This is a genomic window from Gilliamella sp. N-G2 (genome assembly GCF_002142215.1).
Classification (GTDB): domain Bacteria; phylum Pseudomonadota; class Gammaproteobacteria; order Enterobacterales; family Orbaceae; genus Gilliamella.
In genome coordinates, this window is record NZ_NAST01000019.1 from 12,582 (window position 1) to 35,231 (window position 22,650).

Here is a 22,650-nt window from a genome sequence, read left to right on the forward strand (position 1 = left end):
TGCGTGCTTTAATCTGTGAAGAAATAAATTAAGCTACTTGATTGTCAAATTTAACTTGTTCTTCTTTATACAGTTTGTTGTCGTACATTTTGACAAAAGGTAGGTAAATTACTAACGCTAAAATTGCTGAAAGTATCGCAACAAACATAGCCCGATAGTCCCCACCAGTACCAATAAACGCCCCTAATCCCATTGGTGATGGCCATGGTATTAATGCAATAATTGGGTTCATAAACCCACTACTAATCGCAAAATAACCTAAAGTACCACATGCCATTGGCGCTAATAGGAATGGTAAAGCAAGATATGGATTATAAACTATCGGCATACCAAAGATAATTGGCTCATTAATATTAAAGATTGCGGGTACAGCTGATGCTCGACCCAAAATTTTTAATTGACTCGATTTAGCACAAAAAGCAATAAAGAAAGTCATAAGTAACGTTGAACCTGAACCACCTAAAATTACCAATGAATTATTGAACTCACCAGCAAATGGGATATGGGCGCCACCAACGTTTTCATTCATATTACTAAGCATTATAGGCGTAATGAATGCCCCAATGATACTTGCACCATGAATACCTACCACCCAAAGTGCATGAATTAAAAAGAGAATCACCATGATACCAAACCAACTTTTAGTTAAATTGGTTACAAAGGTAAACGGAACACCAATAATATCAAAAATGTCGGTACCAAAATAGACTAAAATCCCATTTAGAATGATAATTGTGAAAGCGATAACAAAGGTAGGTATTAATGCAGTAAATGAGCGTGAAACACCTAATGGCACAGTTTCAGGCATTTTAACTACCCAATTACGGCGTACACAAAGAAAATAAAGTTGAGTTGCCACAATGGCCATCATAATACCAATGAATATACCAGAAGTTCCTAATCGGAAAACAAACGGTTTTAAACGTAATCCGTTAAAAACTAATTCACTTTGGTCATTAAGTAAAACCATTGCACCGCTTTGCATCACCAATTCTGGTAGAGTCATAACAAAAGCAAATACCGATAACATAGCACCATTAAGTGCATTTACTTTTAAACCAGTTTCTTCTTCAATTTTAGTTAATTCATAACCAACAACAATATTAAAATAGAGTGCTAATATCCCCATTGTTGCTGTATTTGCTATCATATAAAGATCACTTACTTTGAAAATAGTATTTTCAAATACTGTTTCTAAGGTAGATATTCAATTCGATAACTATCATGAACACTACCATCTGCTTCAACTTTGTCATAAGCACCAAAACCATTTTCAACAATGAAAAGCGGCAAGCGATAAGTATCAGTTAGCCAATTTAATGTATAACGCAAGCCTTCAGGGTCAATTTGCCAACCCCAATCGGATTTTTTGACATATTGGTTGCCGACTAAATCGTTTTTTTCATTATAATCATAATGATCATTACCCTTATTGTGTCTAACCACATTCGACATGTAATAGCTGAATCCAATATAATCAACCGTTCCTTTAGTTAATACTTCTAAGTCTTGTGGGGTAATATCGAGTTTGATATTTTTACGTTGCCAATATTTTTGAATGTAATTTGGGTATTTGCCATGAACATGCACATCAGTAAAGAAGTACTTACGTTCCATCACTTTTTGCGCCATTAAAATATCGCTTGGTTTGCAAGTTTCAGGATAAATTGGCACTAAAGCAATCATACATCCAATTTCAAAATCTGGATTAATCGCATGGCCAATTTGAACCGCTTTTGCGCTAGCTACTAATTCATAATGCGCAGCTTGATACATGATTTCTTCACGGTTATCGCCTGGTTTATAGTAAATACCTGAGTTAGTAAAAGGTGCAAAATCTTCATTAAAATTAGCTTGGTTATTGATCTCATTAAAGGTCATCCAATATTTCACTTTACTTTTATAACGATCAAAACAGACAGCAGCAAAGTGAACAAAGAAATCAATTAGTTTTCGATTACGGAAGCCACCATATTCGGTAACTAAATAATAAGGTAGCTCAAAGTGTGAAAGGGTAACAACTGGCTCAATGTTATATTTTAAACATTCATCAAAAAGATCATCATAAAACTTCAACCCTTCTTCATTTGGTTCAAGTTCATCACCTTTTGGAAAGATTCGCGTCCAAGCAATCGACGTTCGAAAACACTTAAAACCCATTTCAGCGAACAATTTAATATCATCCTTATAGTGGTGATAAAAATCGATTGCCTCGTGATTAGGGTAATACTCACCAGGAATAATACCTTCGGTGATTTTTCGATAACTTTTAGGCGACCCAACAGTCATCACATCAGCAACACTAGGCCCCTTACCACCAGCTTGCCAACCACCTTCCAATTGATGAGCGGCAACTGCTCCTCCCCATAAAAAACCTGTTGGTAAACCTTTATTATTCATAATCAAGTACCTATGTTTATTGACGATTTAAATTTAGTATAAAAGGAAAAATGAATAATTTCTAACCAACTTTTTCCGTATTGATAAGGAAAAAATCGGCATAATAAGGAAATCTTTCTTATAAAAAAGAGAGGATTGAGGGAGGAAAAAGCAAAAATTAATTAAACTGGAAAACAGTTAAATTGATAATTAATCCTTTAACTAATTAATTACCAATTTGTAAAATTCTAATAGTAATAGATTAACTATGCGCTTATTCAGACAAGCGCATAGCTAATAGACCATGAGCCATGGTTGCGCCTGCTCTTACTGAGGCAGAAATAGCAATCAGTTCAGCCAACTCTTCTGAACTAGCTCCGGCCTTTTTTGCCCCTTTGACATGAACGTCAATACAATAAGCACATTGCGTAGTAAGTGCTATCGCTAATGCGATTAACTCTCTTGTTTTTGTTGGGATAACTCCATTACTTCGCTTAATCGTTTGATGGTCAAAATCAATAAATGCTTGTGTCTCATTAGGCGCATACTTCAATAAAGACGTGAGATATTTAAAATCATCTCTTGATTGATAATTCCCCATATTATTCTCCCTTGTTAGTTTGTAGTTTATTAATCAAGTTTAAAAACCAGCATACCGGACAACCTCGCAACAAAAAAAATGCGCAAATAACAAATAATAGTTTAATGAAAAGTGATAGTTGAAATACAAAGACACCTATAATCAACATTAGTGCTCTTAAACCTCTTATTAAATGTCGCGTTATTGAATTATGACAATACATATTACTCTCCTATATATGCTTTAAATATCAGCAATTTTTGGTGTTTTAATTTGTTGTTTTATAATTGTTCTAGCGCGGTGTAATCTGCTTTTTACCGCTTCAATAGTGATCCCTAATTTGGCAGCAACCTCAGGAGATGAATATTCTTCAACTTCTTTTAAAATAAATACTTGCCGATAAATTAATGGCAAAGCAGTAATTGCATTAATTAAGTCAATTTTTAGATCGATATTGGAATATGTTGCAGGTAAATCATCGAGTTGAAACTCGTCATTAATTTTATTCGCTTGCCTAATTCTAAATAATCGATAACATTCTCGTTCGACAATACGAAATAACCAACTAGTAAAAGTGGCTACCGTTTTTAACATTCCTATTTTTCGATATAACTGCCATAAGGCAATTTGAACAGCATCCTCAATATCTTCTGAAGTTGAGCATGTACGTCGCGCGAATCGTTTAATATTGGGTTGACAAATCAACAATAACTTTTCAAGTGCTTGTTTATCGCTCTGACAAGCTAATTTGATTAGTTGTTCTTTGTTTTTGCCCATATTTTTTATCTCTATCTAATCTATTCAAAACAGAAACTTAAATTTAAATAAATTTAAGATAATTTTATTTATTGAATCACATATTTATATAGAGGCTTGAAAAGTTAAAAAGGATTCAAACAAATTTATTAATTTTGTTGATGTGAGGATTTAATGATCAGATTAATTAAATAACTCAATAATCTGCTAGCGAGTGATGGTTAACACCATGTTTAGTTGATAATTAAATCTAAATTAGCGACAAATAACCAAAATTTAAATTTTTCCGCTTTATTGATAAAATTTTTAATCTGCAACTACTATTTACAGGAATATATCAAATCCTTCTGCATATTTAGTAGGAATAAACTCAATCACTTCATATTTGGCAATTTGATGAATATAGAATGGATCTTCCTGAATAATTGACATGGCTTGGTCATGACTATCAGCACGACAAAGAATGACACCACCTATGCGCGGTACTTTACGTCCTGAGCTGATAAAATGACCTGATTGATAATAACGATTCAAATAATCGATATGTTGTGGTAAATGTTTTTCAACTTCGTTAATAGGTTTAAGATAAGTAAGAGAAAAAATAAACATTTCATTCCTTGATTTTTTTCTAAATAAGCCAACCTTAAATGTTGGCTTAGATTTTAGACTAAGTGACTAATACTTTTAATACTAGCACTATCACATATTAAAACAAACTTTGATTACTATTTGTGGCGCTATTTTGTCACCCATTTACCATCTTCACCTTTGCGATACACTTTTTCAACTGCCGCCCAAGCCACTCGAAAAGCAACTTGTTCCGGATTACTGTTATCGCGTCGTTTTTTGGGATCTTGATACTCTTTTATGGCGCTATTAAAAGCCTCTTTAAAAATATCTTGAGCATGAGCAGGTAAGACATGTCGCACTGATTCTGGTAGGTCATCTCGTGTTTGATAAGGCATATCACATTCCCCTTTAAATTAATCATTCAATATGGATAATTCTAACGGTCATTGCGAACTTTACTATAAAATGGATTAGATCGAATTTAGTCTGATTTTATGGAAAACACAAGTTTTGTATTATATCGCTATTATTATAATCATTAATTTGATACAAAAGCGATTAAGTTGTTTTATAAATTGGTTAATTAATAACTAATTGAGTTATTATCGATTATTGAATAAACTACTAGACATAAAAAATATCCACTAATTGATGTTATTATTTATAATAAAGAGAAGAATTATATGCCAACAAAAATACTCACTTTAATTATAGTTAGTTTATTAATAATTAGCTGCGATGATAAAACTAAACAACAACCAGATGACAAGCAACCGGTAGAATCAACCAACATATCAGTAATAGAACAAACTCCTGCTCCAGAGCCAGAACCAGAACCATCTCAAACAATAGAACAAACAATGGATGAAACTACGCGTCAAGCATATGCTCAATCCGCGAAAATAAAGCTTTGGCTATCCGTTTTTAATTATGATTATGGCTATTTAGGACAAATTTCAAATAAAAAAGTAAAAAATACTTCAACTTTAATTGATTTGGACAAAAAAACCAAAAAAGTTCTTCAAAATTGTGGAGAAAAAAATAAGGCATGTACATTGAAAGCAATCAAAAAGGAGCCTTTAAAATACTTTTCTCTTGTTTTGAATTTATCTTTACCTTCTGAAAAATTACTACATAATTACAAACTATTAATTGATGAATTAGAAAAAAGTGAACCACAATTACTCGAATTAGATACAGAAGGTAAAAAATTTGCTGAAAATTATGTCAAATTAGCATTAGCTTTGCATGAACTTCAAAAATACGCCCTTAATGATGAATATCAATCAGATGATTACAAAAAAGTACCAAAACTTTTTAACCAACTAGCTAATTCATATAATGAGTTTATACAAGCACAAAACTCAGCTAAACTTATTTATAATAAATTATACAATGAAATACATGATATTCAAAAGTTGGATTTTAAGAAAAGAGGATTGACTCTTCAATATGATTGTATGGAAATAATGGACATAACACAAGAAATTGTCGGATTAATTAATAGTACGTTTGATGAAAAAAACAATATCAAAAATTTAGATACACAAGCTATTGAACTAAAAATTCAACAAATTATAGATATTTCTGATAATTTAAAAAAATATAAAGGTGATTACGCGGTAATCAAAATGCAAGGTTTAAATCGCATTTACTTTGATGGATTTGTTGATTATTTACCGAAAATGATTACACAAATCAAGCTTGTTTTAACCAAGTTAGATGATAAAAATATTAATCAAGAAATTAAATCATTAAATACAACTGAAAACTCTTTAATTCAGCTATACAATAATTCAACCAACTAGTTATTAAATATGCAGCATTAATCTATGCTGCATATTTATTCTACTTATTTAAGTACAAAGTTTACTTATTCACATCAACCACAAAGCGTCCTTTAATTTCACCAGCGATCATCTTATTTGTTATCTCAAAACATTGTTCTAATGTAATGGTTTTAGCTATATGAGTATACTGCTGCTCATCCATGTTTTGTGCTATTAATTGCCAAGCAGCAACCCGGTTATCATAACTTGCCATCACACTATCAACTCCCGATAGTGTTACACCGCGTAAAATAAATGGTGCCACTGTTGCAGGTAAATCCATACCTTGCGCCAAACCACAACATGTCACAATGCCACCATATCGGGTTTGAGCACAAATATTAGCTAAAGTGTAAGAACCTACCACATCAATGGCTGCTGACCATAACTCTTTTTGTAATGGTCGATTTGGCTCTTTCAATGATTGACTATTAATAATTTCAACAGCTCCGAGTTTATGTAGATAATCTTCATCAGTCACTTTACCAGTAGAAACGGTTACCTGATAGCCTAATTTACTCAATAACCCAACCGCTAAGGACCCAACACCACCTGTTGCACCAGTAACTAAAACTTTGCCATCTTCTGGTTTAACACCAAAATCAACAATACGCTTAACACATAAAGCCGCCGTATACCCCGCAGTACCAATAATCATCGATTGATAAGGGGTAAGATTTTTGGGTAAAGGGATTAACCAATCCGATTTTAAATAGGCATATTGAGCATAACATCCCCAATGCGTTTCACCACATCCCCAACCATTCAAGATAACTAAATCGCCGGCTTGATAACGATCATTTTGACATTCAATAACGGTACCTACTCCGTCAATTCCAGGAACCATTGGCCATTGTCTAACAATAGGACTTTTATTAGTCAATGCTAATGCATCTTTGTAATTGATACTTGAATATTGAATTTGAATTAAAGTATCACCTTGTTGTTGTAATAATTGTTGTTTAGTTAAAGATTTTAATGAATGTGATACCCCATTAACCTCATCTTTTTCTAACATAAGAGCCTTAAATGACATATATATTCCCTATTGTTCAATGGATAATTAACCGACTAACGATCACTTAACTGAATTGATAAGGATACCAGTTAACTAATGTAATCATTATCAATAGACGATTGGTCTAAAAATTATAGACCGATCGTCTAGTTAAAAGCAATAAATAATCTAAAGGTAATAATGAAAAAATAAAAATTTAAATAAATTAAATTGATAGTTACTTTTTACTGACCATATTGATGAAGGTATTTATGAATAACTCTAAAGGATCAGATTTTTTTACCAATTTACTGCGCGTTACAGCACCTTCCCACCCTAACCAAAAGAACGCTGCTAATAATTTACAATTTATATCTGAACTAATTTCATTTAGATTTTTGGCTAGCAAAAGACAATTTTCAATTTTTGCCTGCCAATTTTGTAAGACCTGTTCAAGCAACACAGCATACCCTTCGGGTAATAATGATTCCTCTTGTATTAATTCACCAATTAAGCATCCGCGATTATAATCATATTTTGCCATACCTTTCTTTGCATCTTCATAAAAGGCGGTTATTCTCGCTAAGGGGGATTCAATTGACGCATTAGTTAAATGTTTATCTAATTTATGAGCAAAAAAACTGTCATAGCTAGCAATAATCGTTTTACCAAACTCTTCTTTACTTTTAAAGTAATAATAAAATGACCCTTTAGGTACACCAACTTGCTTTAAAATACTTTCAATATTCGATGAGATATATCCATAAGTGGTCATCAACTCTACCCCACTACGGATCAATGCCGCTCTTGTCTCATTACCTTTTTTGGAAAGTGTTGATGCAGAAATATTAACTGACATAAGATTCCACAATATTTTTTGAATATAAATAATTTAATATTCGGTCATGATAAATAGTCAAATCAGCAAATGCAATAATTTGCGATTAATCAGGTTGCTCAATTAATAAAAAAGTCTGATAGTTATCAGACTTATTAGTAAAGATTCGCAGTTTAGAGATAAAACGGAATTATTGTATTTTACTTTTTCAGAAATAGCGTCAATAAATACAATATTATACTAGCTAAACAAAACGCAAGTAATTCGCTCATATTTGCTGGTTTGCTATATTGATGATTTGAAATAAATAAAATAACTTAAATGATGACAAAAATTAGTGCTACTGATTTCAATACATTAATAAATATTTATCCAATAAAAAACAAATCTAAGGCAACTTCTTTAGAAATTGCTGTTAAAGCAATACCTAAAAGTAAACTAATAAAATCGGTGGTATAAGTCCTACTTTAAAATAAAAACGAACCAAGAATCGGTTTAATGATTCATGGAATTTACCTATATAACAATACGGTACAAAAAAAACACCATAGATAAATTTTAAGACTCTTCAAAATTATTATGATAACTATTATTTATATGGATCTATTCATTTATGAATGAATAATAATATCCTTAACATAATTAAGATTATTTGATAATAAATTGAAACAATTATATAAAAAATTGAGGAACGTTTTTTTTGAGTATAAAAACCACAATTGAAAAAAATATAATAAATTGGTTGGTCAAATTATTTTACGTTGGTTAATTCAACGGCAAATTATCTGTTTGGCTAAATCAGTTAGAAAAGAGCGTATGATGGAAAATTTTAATCTATTTGATTTTCAACTATCAGATAAGGATATGATCAATATTGCCACAATTGATACAGCAACCAGTGCGTTTTTTTCACATAGCGATCTGGCCATTGTAGAGTGGTTTACTCAACACCGACCAAATATTTAGTTTTAAAATATTTATTATATGTAGAAAAAAGTCACAAAAAAGCCGATATTTAGCATACAATATCGGCTTTTCAAATTTATTGAGATTTTTTTAACTTACCATTTAGCTCGTATGCCAACAGAAGCACTAACAGGAGCTTTCACTCTGGTATCACCACCATGAGTCCATGTATGCCCTATTTCACTATATAAATTGATTTGATTATTGATTTCATAACTGCCACCAATTGCTAATTCCGAACTTAAATATTTACCACCATTACTAAATTCGCTACTAGCATTTTTACAATCAAATTTAACATGATCCGCACCATTTGGAGAATAGAAAAGATTAACTCGTGCATAAGGGCGCAATAAAGTATCTTCAGTTTTATAATTACCCTCTAACCTTGTACCAAAACGGAATAACCAACTATTATTATCACTATGTTTTACAGTGGTTTTACCACTGATATGACTATCTTTCAAATCAAGCCATTGATGGATTATTTGTGCTTGCGGCTCTAGTTTCCAATTGCTCTCCATTAAAACAAAGGGTTTGCCTGTTTCAATCGATGCGCTCAAACCTTTACCTTTTTGTTTACTATTTTTATTACCATTTGGATTGAGATCAACTCGATGACGAACTCCTTGTAAAACCATATCAAAATAACTACCATCATTCTGCATATAGGTACTATATGCAGCTAAAAAGTAAGAATTTATCTCATTTTTACCCACTCGTTTATATTTACCACTAGCGAAACCATCAACACTTAAATCACCATTTAAGTAACCAAAATAAGCCCCAATTCGCCAATCATCATTCTGCCAAATATCACTGCCTAATTGGAAACCGCTATAGTTTCCTTTGCTATGCGCATTAGCGATGCCATTTTGTTTTAAATTCACTCGCTTGGTAATAATTCGCCCCCAACTTATTGGCGAATTCAATAATGGTACATTACCGATGCGTTGGTGCAAATTGCTCTGCATAAGATTATCGGCAAGACGAAGCTGTGCAGCAACAGCCACAAACAATGGAACCTCTTTACGATAGGTTATCTGAGGTACCGGTTTGCCTGGTTCAGGGGCAATAGTTGGGTTAGTTGGATTGGTCGGATTCGTTGGAACCGTCGGATCCGTTGGATTCGTTGGATTCGTTGGATTCGTTGGATTAGTCGGATCCGTTGGATTGGTCGGATCCGTCGGGTTAGTTGGATTCGTTGGATTGGTCGGATCCGTCGGGTTAGTTGGATTCGTTGGATTCGTTGGATTCGTTGGATTAGTCGGATTAGTCGGATCCGTTGGATTGGTCGGATCCGTCGGGTTAGTTGGATTCGTTGGATTGGTCGGATCCGTCGGGTTATGCGGTAAGTAAGAACGCAAATACCAGTTATTATTTTGGTTATTAATATCACCTTTATGTAAATAATATTCATAAGCACCGGCATCTAAATGTTCTGCTTGCATTTTAAAGGCATCATCACTACTGGTACCGCCAACATGGATTAATTCAATACCATTGGTATTACCTGTATCAGCACCTAAACCATTAATATCATTGATTTGTATCCATGTGTTGCCTGAAACATTACCATTTACTAGTAAGCGATCGGTAGCACTATCACTATCTTGAAGAACAGTATCAAAAATTAATTTACCACCATTGCCTATATAATCGCCTGTAACAGTTAAACGGTCACCAGCAAAAGCGTTGTTAAGATTAATTGAGCCTCCATTATTGACGCTACCAGTAATTATAGATTGGTGCAAACCTGATTGCAGTTCAACTATTGCACCAGAATCAAGCGTCAAATTATCAGTATTTAAATTACCCGTTAACGTTAGTTTACCGCTACCGCTCAAATTAATATTTTCCCACCCCAAAATAGCCACATTATTTAGCGAACCATCAGAGGTGGATGATCCAATAAGATGCGTATTTAAGTTTAGCGTATCATTATCTGAAGAGCCTGCAACACGAGTAAATTTATTACCGCCATCAACCATAATCAGTTGCGATATATCTGCACCTTCATTAATAAACAAAGTATCATTACCAGTTCCAAGTACAATTTTACCACTGATTTTTGCACCATCATTTAAAGAGACTATAGAATCTGTTTTATCATTTTTAATCGCAATACCGCTAGCCGATGAAACATCTGCACCTTGATTCAGATTTATATAGGTTTTAATCCCTTCTCTACCATTGCTATTTATGGCTATTCCGGATGTACTATTGTTCGCGATTACTTTACTTGATATATCAATTTTGGTGTTACCACTAGCATTATTGAATACAGAAATCCCCTTATCAAAGCCACTTATAACCCCATTTGTTTGTTGCAATAATAGATCCTGTGCGCTACCATAATTAGCGGCAACAATTCCAGAACCACCTATACCAGAGACATCGCCATCAATAAAAATCTCGGTCGAGCGCTGACCTCGATTTACCAAATTTACACCATTATTTCCACCTTGAATAACACTATTAGTGGTTTGCTTAAATATTAACTCATTAGTGTTAAACTCATTACCCGCCATAACGGCATCTAAATTTCTGCTCGTAACTTTACCCGCAATTTTAATAGTAGTTACACCTTGGCCACTATTAGTAAGATTAAAACCACTAGTTTGCCCAATAATCTCACTATCTTCAGTTTGATCGATAATTAAATCAGAACTATATGAGCCATTATTAACCCAAACACTGTCATTATTACTTACGACTTTACCCGCTAAACTGATTAGTGTTGAACGTTGCCCATCATTAGATATATTGAATCCATAATTATTGGCATTGATTTCACCTCCTGCTTGAATAATATTAATCTCCTTACTATTGCCTCTAATTGCCGCGGTAATCCCATCTTTCTCCTCAGCGACTATTTTACTTTTTGTAGTGATATTCGTTGCACCTTGACCTGTACTGATTATATTTATTCCATTTTCCTTACCTTGAATATTACCAGCTAATTGATCAATTTTAATATCATCTGTATTTTCATAATTTACTACAGTTATTCCATCATTCTGTGAGCCGATAACGTTACCAGAAACACTTACCGACGTAGTACTTTTACCACTATTAAACAAAATAATCCCATAATCGTTACCTTTAATATTGCCACTGTTCTGAGAAACCGTTATGCCTTGACTATTTTCACTATTAACTACTAAAATACCATTATTTTGAGTGCCTATAATGTCGCCATCTGCTGTTATTGTCGTGGTATTAACTCCATTATTATCAATATTTATTCCGTCTAATTTACCTTGAATACTTCCTCCAGACTGAGTGACACTTGCTTCTTGGCTGTGTCTATCGTTTTTAATATAGATACCATAATGCTGACCACCAATAACTTCACCAGTGGTATCAACAGTGGTTGACCCTGTGCCATAATTTGTTAGAGAAATTCCTTTTAGACCACCTTGGATACGCCCTGATTCTTGTTTAACAATAATATTTTGGGTATTTGTTTGAATCGTGGCATTGATACCATTTCCATTTTCACCAATCACTCTGCCTGTGGTAGAGATAATTGTTGAACCTGTTCCATTATGGTTAACATTAATACCATCTATATCACCATGAATTTCTCCTGATGCTTGAGAAATAGTAATATCCTTGGTATTAGTGTCAGTAGCAGCTATAATGCCAGAATTAACATTGCCAGTAACATTACCTTTGATAGTTACATTAGAAGAACCAGTACCTCTATGGGTAATATTGATACCAGCGCCTTGACCATAAATCGCGCCACCATTTTGATTGATAATGAGATCACGAGTATTAGTTTCATTGATTATACGAAGCCCATCATCCCCAGAACCTGTCACTGTACCATTAGTGTTAATTTCGCTTGAACCATTACCTTTATTAGTTAGAATCATGCCATAACTTAACCCTTTGATATTACCATTTGACTGTTCAACCTTTAAACCAGTCGTGTTTACCCCACTAAATACAGACATACCTTCTTGTTTTTGGCCTTCAATATCACCCATAATAGAAATGGACGTTGTATCATTGCCATTATTAATAATACCAACACCAGATCCTTTTCCTATAATGGAACCGGCTACCTGATTAAAGGTTAATTTGTGAGTATTCGCAAAATTAGTAATAGATACCCCAGCACTATGATTAGCCACTATCTTACCGGACGTTGTGACTATCGTTGAACCATTACCATTATTAACAGCATTGATGCCATTTGCTCCACCATTGATCTCACCTGATTTCTGACTAATGGTTAAATCATGAGTATTAGAATTGTTATTGGCAAAAAGACCATCATTTTGTTTACCAACAACTTTTCCGGCTACCGTGATATTAGTTGAACCATTACCAAAATTATTTGCTTTGATGCCATTAAGTGCACCTGAAATTAAACCACGATCTTGCGAAATAGTTAAATCGCCTGCATTTTGTTCATTAACTGCATTAATTCCTTCACTTCCATCACCAATAACATTGTCATTAGTATTGATATTCAATTTGCCTTTTCCTTTATTATCAGCATTAATACCATTTTTTTTACCGTGAATCTCACCCGATGATTGGATTATATTTAATCCCTGAGTATCTCCATCATTCACAGCCAAAATACCATCAAGATCATCACCAACCACAGAGCCAATGGTCGATATCGTTGTGGTACCATGACCATAATTAACCGCATTAATACCATTTGATTTTCCATGGATACTTGCATCAATAAGTTCCATGATATCTAAATCATGTGTATTATTTGAATTTACCACATGTAAACCATCATTTTGCTTACCCGTGACATCACCCGAAATATTAATCGTTGTAGAGCCAGAACCATTATGCTCAAGATTGATTCCATTTTTACCACCAATGACTTCTCCATCAGACTGGCTTAAATTGATATCATTGATATCATTACCACTCATATAGTTATAACCATCATCATTGGACTCAACATGGTTAGATATAGTTAAATCGATAGAATTGCTAAAGTTAGTCATTGCCAAAAATTGACTTATAAAAGTTGGTGATTGTTTGCCAACAGAATCTTTATTCGGGTATTGATTAATAATATTTTTTCCACAATATTTGTTGGGTGATGAACTGTCACATTGGGCATAACTGAAAGGGATCATAGCTAATGATAAACCGGCAACTGATAATAAATTAATAAAGAATAATTTACCTTTAGATTGCGATTTTTCTGATGTCACTATATAGGCTTGACGTCGTACACTCCAAACTAACTTATATACTTTATTCATTATTTTCTCTCCCGAAATAAATCTATGCTGGTCAAACAACATTTTCATTTGAAAAATTAGATAGAGAATTAATACACAGTACTAATAACCCCCCTAATCTATTTTTAAAATTAAAAGTTAGAAAAATCATTACTAATTGTGGAGCTGCAAAGAATGTTAAACAAATACAAGATCGAAGTTATAAAAACATCAGTGAATTGATAAATAATTTAAAACAGAAAAAGATATGTTATTAATGAGTTTAAATTTAGATATAGAAAAATAATATCAATTTTTTAGTTTTTACCATATAGTGGGAATATTGGCAATCAAAAGAATAAAAAATGTCGATATAAATTAAAAATCCAAATTTACTTATATATTATACTATTTTTTATCCATCTGGTTTATATGATAATTTTTTTGCTAAATTCTTATGTGTTGCTGAATAAATAAACCATTCTATAAATTAACGACTTTAATCAATATTTAACGTCGAGAATCAATTCAAACATTATCTTTCCATATTGAGTAAATAACATCCTCATGGGTTGCCAATAATCGTCAACATAATCTGCGTAGTAATATGTAACTAGTGGAAATAGGCAAATTAGATAAATTGTTGTAAACAATATATTAAGATATAATTTAGCAGATTTGTCGATGTAATAATAAAAATTAAAGGATTTATAAATGTCTAGCCAGGTCATACCTTATATTGATAGAGCAGTACAATTATTAAATAAAATCGGAATTATTATTAAACCACAAGCCGATGCACCAATTTTAAAGTTATTGGATAACGTTGCCGAAATTGATAAAAATCGAGTTATCGCAATAGCACGAACCTTACAACAACAAAGTGCTTTTAACCAAGTGGTTCGCGAACAAATAGATGGTGTTGAAGTTTCACAACGATACACCAAAATTGTTAATCATTTTGATAGTATCCGAACGGATATGGAAAAAATGTTAGGTTGGCTTGATGATGGTCGATTAGATTTTTTTGAAAGAATAAAAATAGGTTGGATGAAACTTCAACGAGGTTCTATTCCCGACCGATTCAATCTGATAAAAAAGACCTATTTACAAGTATCGCAAGAAACCGGTAATCAAATTGAGCGTGAGCATATTATTCTAAATGCCTATCAAGATTTTCGATTTGGATTGAAACAAGCTCAAATCACTGCCGAAGAATTAGTTCAAATAGCAACCGCTCGTCTTGAAGAATGTAAAAATAAATTATCTTTAGCCATTGCCGATGTGGATAATTTTAAAGAAGATGATCATGTGGCAAAAGCGCGTTTAGAGCTTATCCGAGATGAAGCATTACGTAATGTTCAACAAGAAGACAGTCGTTACCAAATAATATTGGATTTAGCCAATAATTTAACCGTTTCTTATAATTCAGCAGAAGCAGTCTTTGCACGTATACAACAAACAACCTCAGTGAAAGAACGAGTTTATCAACAAAGTGTAAGCTTTTTTTCCACCAATGAAATTGTTTTTACTGCATTAAGTGCATCAATCACTTCTTTAACTGGTTTAAGCGAAAGTACTAAAACTTTAGAAGCGATAAAAGATGGCATGAATAAAGGTATTGAAAGCATTGCTTCTGCTGGTAATAAGCAATTAGAAGAAAGTTTACGTGCTGGATATAGCTCAACCATTAAAGCTGATTCTTTACGTGCTTTAGTCGACGCAATTGTCAATTATCAAGAATCAAGTCAGCAGCTAATTGCCGAATTACGTAATGAATCAATTGATAATGCGAAAGAGATAGATCGTATTGTTGAAGATGGTAAACAACGCTTTAATAATATTATTTTAAAGGCTAATAATTAATGTCAAATATTAAGCTTAGTGACCAACTAGGTGCAATGGCAATCATTGACGAACTTTATCAAAAGCAACAATTATTACTTGAGCACCTTGATCATAACGCTTTGCGTACAAACTTAGCAGAAAATATAAAAAATTATTATCAAGCTAAGGGGCAAATTGTTAATGACGAAATCATTGAGAAGGGAATTAATCTTTGGTTTAACCAAAGATTACAATTTATTGCACCTAAACGTAATTGGTTAATTCGTTTTTTTGCTTTTTGTTACATAAAAAGAAGTATACTTTATCCTTTTATCGGTGTGATCTTAATTATTTTATTGTTGCTCAACTTCAGCATATTAAAAGATATTCTAAAAATTAATGATAATATCGATACGACTTATAGTCATATTTTATCCCAAAAAAATACCTTAAATGATCTTAACAATAAATTTTTGCAAATTGATAAACTTCCTGTTTACTTTGCACAAGTTCCCGTAAAAAAATTAAAAGACTCAATTACTGATTTACTCAATCAAGAGATTAATCTTCCTGTTACTGAATCAACGGAGATTTCATCGCCAACGTTTGAGATGAATAAGAAAACACTTAATGATCTGAAAGAACTTGATAACTCAATCTCCTCTACTTTACCTGAGATAACCAAACAAATAACAGAATTAAGTGAATTACTTGAAAAGGATAAAAATTTGGCCAACTTAATTCAAAGTAAAGAGTTTATAGAGGCAACTAAAAAATATCCTATTTTACAAATTTCAGTTGATAAAATTCTTGATAATCTCAATCAAGGACAACAAGATATTGATCTTGAACCAATAGAAAAACTTTATCATTCAGTTGGGCGTGCTGAAGCTCTTGAAAATAAAATTCTATCTGATACTAAACAACTACAAACATTAAACGTACCTAACTCTGATATGAGTGAGGTTGTTGCATTACAAAATGCCTTAAGTTCTGATTTAAAAAATTTGAATTTTGAGCATGTCGAGCATTATCAAGAAATGATGGCTTATTATATTAAACTGGCTCAAACTAATTTAACTTTAACGATTGTTGATCATCCAGATTACAAATCAGGAGTAGAGCGCACTCATGACAATACTAATGGTAAATCTTGGTACTTGATTGTAAGACCGATGACAACCAATAACCATTCAGATTCATTATGGGTACAAAGTATTGAAACTGGAGAATCAAAATTGGTAAATACATTTGGTCAACAAGTCACTTTAGAAAAATATAACAGTGTTAAAGCCGATAAAATGCAAGATGGGCATATTGATAACAATAAACTTTGTACCAAACCGAAAGGACGTTTAATCTTCAATTGCCCTAAATCAGTGAAATCAGGTAGGATTTTAGAGTGGTAAACCATGCAGACCAAAATAATTGAAAATAAAATTTATGAACAAGCACAAGGGATTAAAGCCACTTTAGATATGGCTTATCAAGAAAGACAAGATACCCTTGATAAGATTTTAAATTTAAAGAATGAACAGGCTAATATTTATCAAAAAATTGCTGTCATCTATTTAAAAGAATCACCGGAAAATGGTGATTTTCAAGTCCAAAATATTATTAAGCAATTACAGGGACTATATAGTGACTTAAATAGCAAGCTTAGTAAATTAGAAAAACAAACTAATCAATATCAACAACAATTGACAAATACTCTTGCAAAGTTAGATGAACTTACTACCCAAAAGGTACTACAACTGGAAAGCGATCCAGATTACGTTTCATCGTTTAATCGTTTTATTATCGAACAGGAAAGTTTAGAAAAAGTAAACAATGATTATGAAATATGCCAAAAAGAGTTCTCAAAAAAATTAGCCGAGTACAGTAAAAATAGCTATTACAATTATTTAATCAAAAGAAACTATGGCGAAGATAATTATAAGGGGCGTTGGGTTTTTAGAAATCTGGATGAATCGCTAGCTGAATTTGTTCATTTCAATGAAAATTATAAAAACCAAAAAATACTCGAATCCTTAATGAAAGAATCGCAATTGAAATACGATAATCAGAAAAAATTATACGATTTTGCCTTAAAACAAAAAAATAACAAAGAACAACTGGTTGAAAATAGTTTGAAGCTGCCGCAATTAAAAACTGAATTAGCTAAAATTGAACATGATTTAGATAAAGCTGAATGCCAGAAGCAAGAGGCTTATAATACATTAAATGACACACAATCAGGACAAAGTGTTCAGTTTAAAAAATTATCTTCAAAGCTAGCTAAATTATTAGAAAATCAGTCAATTAAAAAACTTGAACAGCTAACCTTACAAACTAAATCCAAAGAAGATGATATATTACTTAAAAAAATTCCTGAATTAGATAAACAGATAAAAAAACTTGAACAACGTATTCCACATTTTCAACAATCAATTGGAAACCTTGAAGATATTTTTATTCGCTTTAATCAAACATTGAATTTATTTAGGCAAAATAATATACCTAGTTCTTTTTATGAATATAAAATTTCTTCAAACACACTTAATAACCTACTAAATAACTTAATAGAAAATGGTGATTCTCCTGAAAAAATCGTTATGGAGCTTCTAGCTAGGCGTGTACTAAGAAATAATACAACTTCATCAAGTACAGATAGTGGCTGGTCGATGTCTAGTAGCTCAAGTTCATCATCTTCTAGGCGCTCAAGTCGCTCATCATCAAGCTGGTCATCCAGTAGTAATCGAACATCATCAACTTCATCAAGTTCTTCAAGTTCCTCATCCAGTGGCAGTGGGAATAGTTATTCATCGAGCTCTTCATCAGGTGGCGGTGGATATCGTACTACGGATAGTTTTTAGATAGACAAAATTAGTTTTATTTAAGTAAGTTTTTTAGTATTTACTAAGTTATTTGTTTAAGTAGGTGCATCATAAGCACCTACTGTTACCCCATCAGATCAGATAATGTAAATTTAATTACTTAATAAGTTAGACGAAATTTTATTCGCTTGGAATAAAGTAAATTCTAAATCAACCAGATCATAAATACAAAATGGATCTAATTTCATAATATTTCTAACTTCTTCAAGTGAATCACTCATTACTACAATAATCGCACCTGTTTTATTCTCTAAAGGACCAGACGCAATAAACTTATTGTTAGCAAAATACTCATCTAAAAATTTATTATGTTCTTCAAATTTAGCTAACAATTCTTCCAAAGGTTTTTTAAACTTAAAAGTTACAATTATCATTATACACTCCTTATATATTTTAAATTATTTGCATAAATCTTTAGCTAAATTTTTCAGAGCTAAAAACTTTTACTAATTCTGATTTGTTTTTTATAACACGAAATAAAGTTAAAAATGGTTAATTATGCAATCAAATTCAACCCAGATTTACTAATACATTTATTTTTTAGCTTTAAGATTAATCAATAGTCTATTAACAATAAATGGATGTAGAACAGACACTGGTGCCATATATACCTTGCCGATAAAATTATGATTTTTGACTGATGTAATTACATATAATTTATTTTGTTTATCATTATCATCAACTAAGCGAAGATGTAAACAAACATCTAGATGATGATCTCTAATGATTAAAGTTAATTTATCTTTTTCTAACTCCATTACGTTAAAAAAATGCACTGTATCTCCAACACTAGGTATATTTTTACTTAACTGTTCAAAACCTTTAATGGTTCTAATTCCTACCATTTTGCCTAAAAAATCTCTCATCTTAAATAATATTTTAAGCCATTTAGGTTGAGATTGAGTCATCATTCTATATGCGTCATAAGCAGAAATATCGCTAGGAATAGAGGCTGTTTGGTAACTTAAATAATCAATATCTTCCGCAATTAAGGCAACCTGACGGTTTAATAAACTATTTAATTTATTAATAATATTTGTTTTCTTAGCATCCATCACTAACTCAATTGACAAGTAAATAACATTATTAGCCAATTTTGCAATATAATTATATATTTATCAACCGATAATATATAAATAGTTATTACTTGCAGTTTTATTTAATTTTAGTTATTTTTCTATCAAACACCCGTTGAGGATCCACCATCTACTATCATTGTCATTCCTGTCACAAATTCACTTTGCGTTAAATAAACAACTGCATGAACTATATTTTGCGGGTTGCCAATTTTTCCCATAGGAGACATTTTAGCTAAATTTTCTCTATCTTGTGCATTATGAATGGCATTAAGGGGTATCAATTATACATGAGCAATAGCATTCACTTGTATATTTTATGAAGATAATTTTGATATAGCAATAAGAAGACAAAAACCGAAAGACTGTAATCTAATCGCCAGAAAATTAGAGGATTAATAATTGTTGTGGCTTCCCCAACATATTTACAAAATATGTTGGGGAAGCCAGTCATATTAGAAGATTTAAAAAAAACATAAATGTATTGAATTTGAATTACCGAGTACAAGACGTAAAATCTTATGGCACTTATGTAAAAAAGAAAAACCAATAGAGTTAGAAATAAAAGGCAACTTTATTATACTGGATGATTTTTTAGCAACTAATGAATTAGTCAAAAATCATGCTGGCCTTATGCAACTTTATCGTTTTTCGGTAGAAAAAAATTAAAAAGTAGCGAGCTCGTTGATTTATTGATGGAGTTTAATGGCACAACACGGCCTTTCTTTTTATTATAACAGCATGCAAAACACCTACCACTGAACGTAAGGTTATTTGTTGATAGTTTAATAGAATATATGAGCATAACAAAATAAGGTTATTTATAATTAAATAAAAAAACTATTCCACTTTATAGTAAAAATACAACCGGTTCATAGTTGGGACTTACTTCTTTTAAATTGTTTAGCCGATACCAATCTTCTGACCTCAATAAGAGTAGATAAGACGATAAAATAGATAGGTATAAAGAAACAATAAAAATATTATCATTAATCTATGCTTTCAGAGTTTTTTAATTTATGAATGATAATTCAATTAGTGATATAGCAGGTAATCAATACAAATTACAACAAAAGTAAAGAAATAACATCATTTTGATACAATTATTTATGCAATATAAGCTATCTTTTGGCTAAACACTCTATTTTACGGATGGGCTGTAATATTATGGTGAGTTTCTGTATTTGTTTAGGTCTTTTAAATTATGAATAATAATCTACGCTGATCAATTTAAGTAATAGGATTAGGTTTATAAGCAAAGATTCTTCCTTTCTAATAAACCAATCGGGTCTTTCAATAGTAAATCTCGCTATCTGCTTATCATAATACCTAAAGATATTGTAATGTAACTCTGTTTCTTCATCAAAGTCATGCCTTGAGAAGGCAGATTTTTCTCTATTTCATTAATGTAAAAACTATCTATCCCGCCCAGGCTTTGTAATTGACTTATCAAACGATTGTTACTTATTCATTAAGGAGATATAGTAAAGACCCCATTTAGTCATTATGGTTGTAATAGAGTTCATTTATTTCGTATTTGGTATCGATAGATCTAACAGGCGTAGCTACCTATTTTATAGAAGTGAGTTTTTCTACTTTGCTTGTGTAGCATAGCCCTGTATGCCATAATTACTAACTTATTGTTTTAAGTTGCTTCTTTAATGACTCTATTTCCGCTAATAGTTTTGGAATATCTTGTCGAGCATGAGCTATAAAATCTTGATCATCGATTGTTGCGCCTAATAACTCTATATCTTCACCTCTATTATCATCTAATCCAGTCATGATAAAATTTGAACCACTAACGTGATCCCTTCCTTCTACATAAGAAATCCAAGGACCATTTGTTGCTTTACTACAACGATCTGATATTTCTTTAAGTTCCTGATCTGTGAGTATACTTTTCATTAAAAATTACCTTTCTTCTTCAATAATTTTGAAATATCCATTAACTATGCCGTTTTTTAACGATTCATTCCTTATAAGCTTGCATGATTTGGATTAGAAGCATTTGGAGAGGATATCTCCCTCCTGTTGCTCGTAATTCACCAACATTAGTTACACCAACTTTATTATGTTGTATTCCATTAACTAATTATTCTAATGTTTTTGCAAATCTACCGTTAACAGAAATATTTTACGAATTTCCTTTTGTTATTAATTTTAACGCCAATGAATCAGGAAGACAAACTCATCTTCTACAAACAATGACACTATATGACATAAGATCTATTCCAAAAGGATCAAACCAAACTATTGGATTAGAAGTATACTAATATAAGTGAATCCCAACCAATAACATAATCGGATTTGGAGTGATAAATCGCACTATTTACTCCTCATAAAACTTAAAAGTATCGTAATATAATATGGCTTCTTCACCAAAATATTAGCTTTAATATTTTAGGTTTTTGTTCAATTTTATTGATACATAAGCTATCAACTTTACACCATGTTTTATAATTGGCTCACAAAACAATAGTACCTTGTTGATTAGTGAGTTCTATAATTGAGTCGGTATGTCTGTAGTAGAATTGATGCATTTCATTTACGTACTTATATAGACACAGAGATGGCAATTATTGACAGTTTCAAAAAGGGAAATAAGTTAACTGTTGATTGTAGGATACTATAAATCTTAAATTGGAGCGGGAAACGAGGTTCGAACTCGCGACCTCAACCTTGGCAAGGTTGCGCTCTACCAACTGAGCTATTCCCGCATATTGAATGCTTCGAAAGAAGTGGT

16 protein-coding genes, 1 tRNA gene and 3 pseudogenes are annotated in these 22,650 nt (G+C 32.0%); 6 read left to right on the top strand and 14 right to left on the bottom strand.

The features are described from left to right. Positions 1 to 28: 28 nt before the first annotated feature. The 6 genes and pseudogenes from celB to B6C99_RS09465 all read right to left on the bottom strand — a co-directional run. Positions 29 to 1,198: pseudogene (celB, locus tag B6C99_RS09435) on the bottom strand (PTS cellobiose transporter subunit IIC); the annotation flags it as partial. 2 nt (positions 1,199 to 1,200) lie between these two features. Beyond that, positions 1,201 to 2,400: pseudogene (locus B6C99_RS09440) on the bottom strand (6-phospho-beta-glucosidase); the annotation flags it as partial. Between the two features lie 253 nt (positions 2,401 to 2,653). After that, entirely contained in the window at positions 2,654 to 2,980 is a 327-nt protein-coding gene (locus B6C99_RS09445; protein ID WP_086359600.1) for a carboxymuconolactone decarboxylase family protein, read from the bottom strand. 222 nt (positions 2,981 to 3,202) lie between these two features. Continuing rightward, positions 3,203 to 3,736 carry an RNA polymerase sigma factor gene (locus tag B6C99_RS09455; RefSeq protein WP_086359602.1) on the bottom strand — a complete coding sequence of 178 codons (534 nt, stop codon included), beginning with the start codon at positions 3,734 to 3,736 and terminating at the stop codon, positions 3,203 to 3,205. 303 nt (positions 3,737 to 4,039) lie between these two features. After that, entirely contained in the window at positions 4,040 to 4,324 is a 285-nt protein-coding gene (locus B6C99_RS09460; RefSeq protein ID WP_086359603.1) for a YciI family protein, read from the bottom strand. 128 nt (positions 4,325 to 4,452) lie between these two features. Beyond that, positions 4,453 to 4,680, bottom strand: a complete 228-nt coding sequence (locus B6C99_RS09465; protein WP_034882497.1) for a ChaB family protein — start codon at positions 4,678 to 4,680, stop codon at positions 4,453 to 4,455. A gap of 288 nt (positions 4,681 to 4,968) precedes the next feature. Here B6C99_RS09465 and B6C99_RS09470 point away from each other — a divergent pair, with 288 nt between their 5' ends. Next, a complete protein-coding gene (locus B6C99_RS09470) occupies positions 4,969 to 6,093 on the top strand; it encodes a DUF3829 domain-containing protein (RefSeq protein WP_086359604.1) in 1,125 nt (374 codons plus the stop codon). Between the two features lie 61 nt (positions 6,094 to 6,154). Here the strand turns inward: B6C99_RS09470 and B6C99_RS09475 are convergent, their stop codons facing one another. Together B6C99_RS09475 and B6C99_RS09480 are read right to left on the bottom strand one after the other, a co-directional pair. Further along, positions 6,155 to 7,150, bottom strand: a complete 996-nt coding sequence (locus B6C99_RS09475; protein ID WP_086359605.1) for an MDR family oxidoreductase — start codon at positions 7,148 to 7,150, stop codon at positions 6,155 to 6,157. A gap of 199 nt (positions 7,151 to 7,349) precedes the next feature. Next, positions 7,350 to 7,970: a TetR/AcrR family transcriptional regulator gene (locus B6C99_RS09480; protein ID WP_086359606.1), complete on the bottom strand. Its 621-nt coding sequence runs from the start codon at positions 7,968 to 7,970 to the stop codon at positions 7,350 to 7,352. 702 nt (positions 7,971 to 8,672) lie between these two features. On the opposite strand from B6C99_RS09480, the pseudogene B6C99_RS09485 reads away from it, so the two are divergent. After that, a pseudogene (locus tag B6C99_RS09485) lies at positions 8,673 to 8,915 on the top strand (aldo/keto reductase); the annotation flags it as partial. A 95-nt stretch (positions 8,916 to 9,010) separates the two neighbouring features. On the opposite strand, the gene B6C99_RS09490 reads toward B6C99_RS09485, so the two are convergent. Beyond that, positions 9,011 to 14,167: an autotransporter outer membrane beta-barrel domain-containing protein gene (locus B6C99_RS09490; protein WP_158092466.1), complete on the bottom strand. Its 5,157-nt coding sequence runs from the start codon at positions 14,165 to 14,167 to the stop codon at positions 9,011 to 9,013. 672 nt (positions 14,168 to 14,839) lie between these two features. Between B6C99_RS09490 and B6C99_RS09495 the strand changes: the two genes are divergently transcribed. From B6C99_RS09495 to B6C99_RS13390, 3 genes are read left to right on the top strand one after another with little or no spacing between them, the layout of a single operon-like run. Further along, complete coding sequence (locus tag B6C99_RS09495) at positions 14,840 to 15,991, top strand: merozoite surface protein 3b (protein WP_086359609.1); 1,152 nt, start codon at positions 14,840 to 14,842, stop codon at positions 15,989 to 15,991. Next, positions 15,991 to 17,361, top strand: coding sequence for a DUF6384 family protein (locus B6C99_RS09500; protein WP_086359610.1), 1,371 nt, complete (start codon positions 15,991 to 15,993; stop codon positions 17,359 to 17,361). Before B6C99_RS09495 ends, B6C99_RS09500 begins: the two co-directional genes overlap by 1 nt. Positions 17,362 to 17,364: 3 nt before the next feature. Then, complete coding sequence (locus tag B6C99_RS13390; RefSeq protein ID WP_216819447.1) at positions 17,365 to 18,807, top strand: hypothetical protein; 1,443 nt, start codon at positions 17,365 to 17,367, stop codon at positions 18,805 to 18,807. A 113-nt stretch (positions 18,808 to 18,920) separates the two neighbouring features. Here B6C99_RS13390 and B6C99_RS09510 read toward each other — a convergent pair whose 3' ends face one another. From B6C99_RS09510 to B6C99_RS09525, 4 genes are all read right to left on the bottom strand, one after another. Continuing rightward, positions 18,921 to 19,202 carry a YciI family protein gene (locus B6C99_RS09510; RefSeq protein ID WP_086359611.1) on the bottom strand — a complete coding sequence of 94 codons (282 nt, stop codon included), beginning with the start codon at positions 19,200 to 19,202 and terminating at the stop codon, positions 18,921 to 18,923. A 159-nt stretch (positions 19,203 to 19,361) separates the two neighbouring features. Next, on the bottom strand, positions 19,362 to 19,883 hold the full coding sequence (locus tag B6C99_RS09515) for a DUF2867 domain-containing protein (RefSeq protein ID WP_086359612.1): 522 nt from the start codon (positions 19,881 to 19,883) through the stop codon (positions 19,362 to 19,364). A gap of 125 nt (positions 19,884 to 20,008) precedes the next feature. Beyond that, on the bottom strand, positions 20,009 to 20,188 hold the full coding sequence (locus tag B6C99_RS13700; protein ID WP_086359613.1) for an SDR family oxidoreductase: 180 nt from the start codon (positions 20,186 to 20,188) through the stop codon (positions 20,009 to 20,011). Between the two features lie 1,348 nt (positions 20,189 to 21,536). Then, positions 21,537 to 21,812, bottom strand: a complete 276-nt coding sequence (locus tag B6C99_RS09525) for a hypothetical protein (RefSeq protein ID WP_086359614.1) — start codon at positions 21,810 to 21,812, stop codon at positions 21,537 to 21,539. 83 nt (positions 21,813 to 21,895) lie between these two features. Here B6C99_RS09525 and B6C99_RS13075 point away from each other — a divergent pair, with 83 nt between their 5' ends. Next, positions 21,896 to 22,180, top strand: a complete 285-nt coding sequence (locus B6C99_RS13075) for a hypothetical protein (RefSeq protein ID WP_143413929.1) — start codon at positions 21,896 to 21,898, stop codon at positions 22,178 to 22,180. Positions 22,181 to 22,548: 368 nt separating this feature from the next. On the opposite strand, the gene B6C99_RS09530 is transcribed toward B6C99_RS13075, so the two are convergent. Beyond that, positions 22,549 to 22,624, bottom strand: a tRNA-Gly gene (locus B6C99_RS09530). Positions 22,625 to 22,650 lie beyond the last annotated feature (26 nt).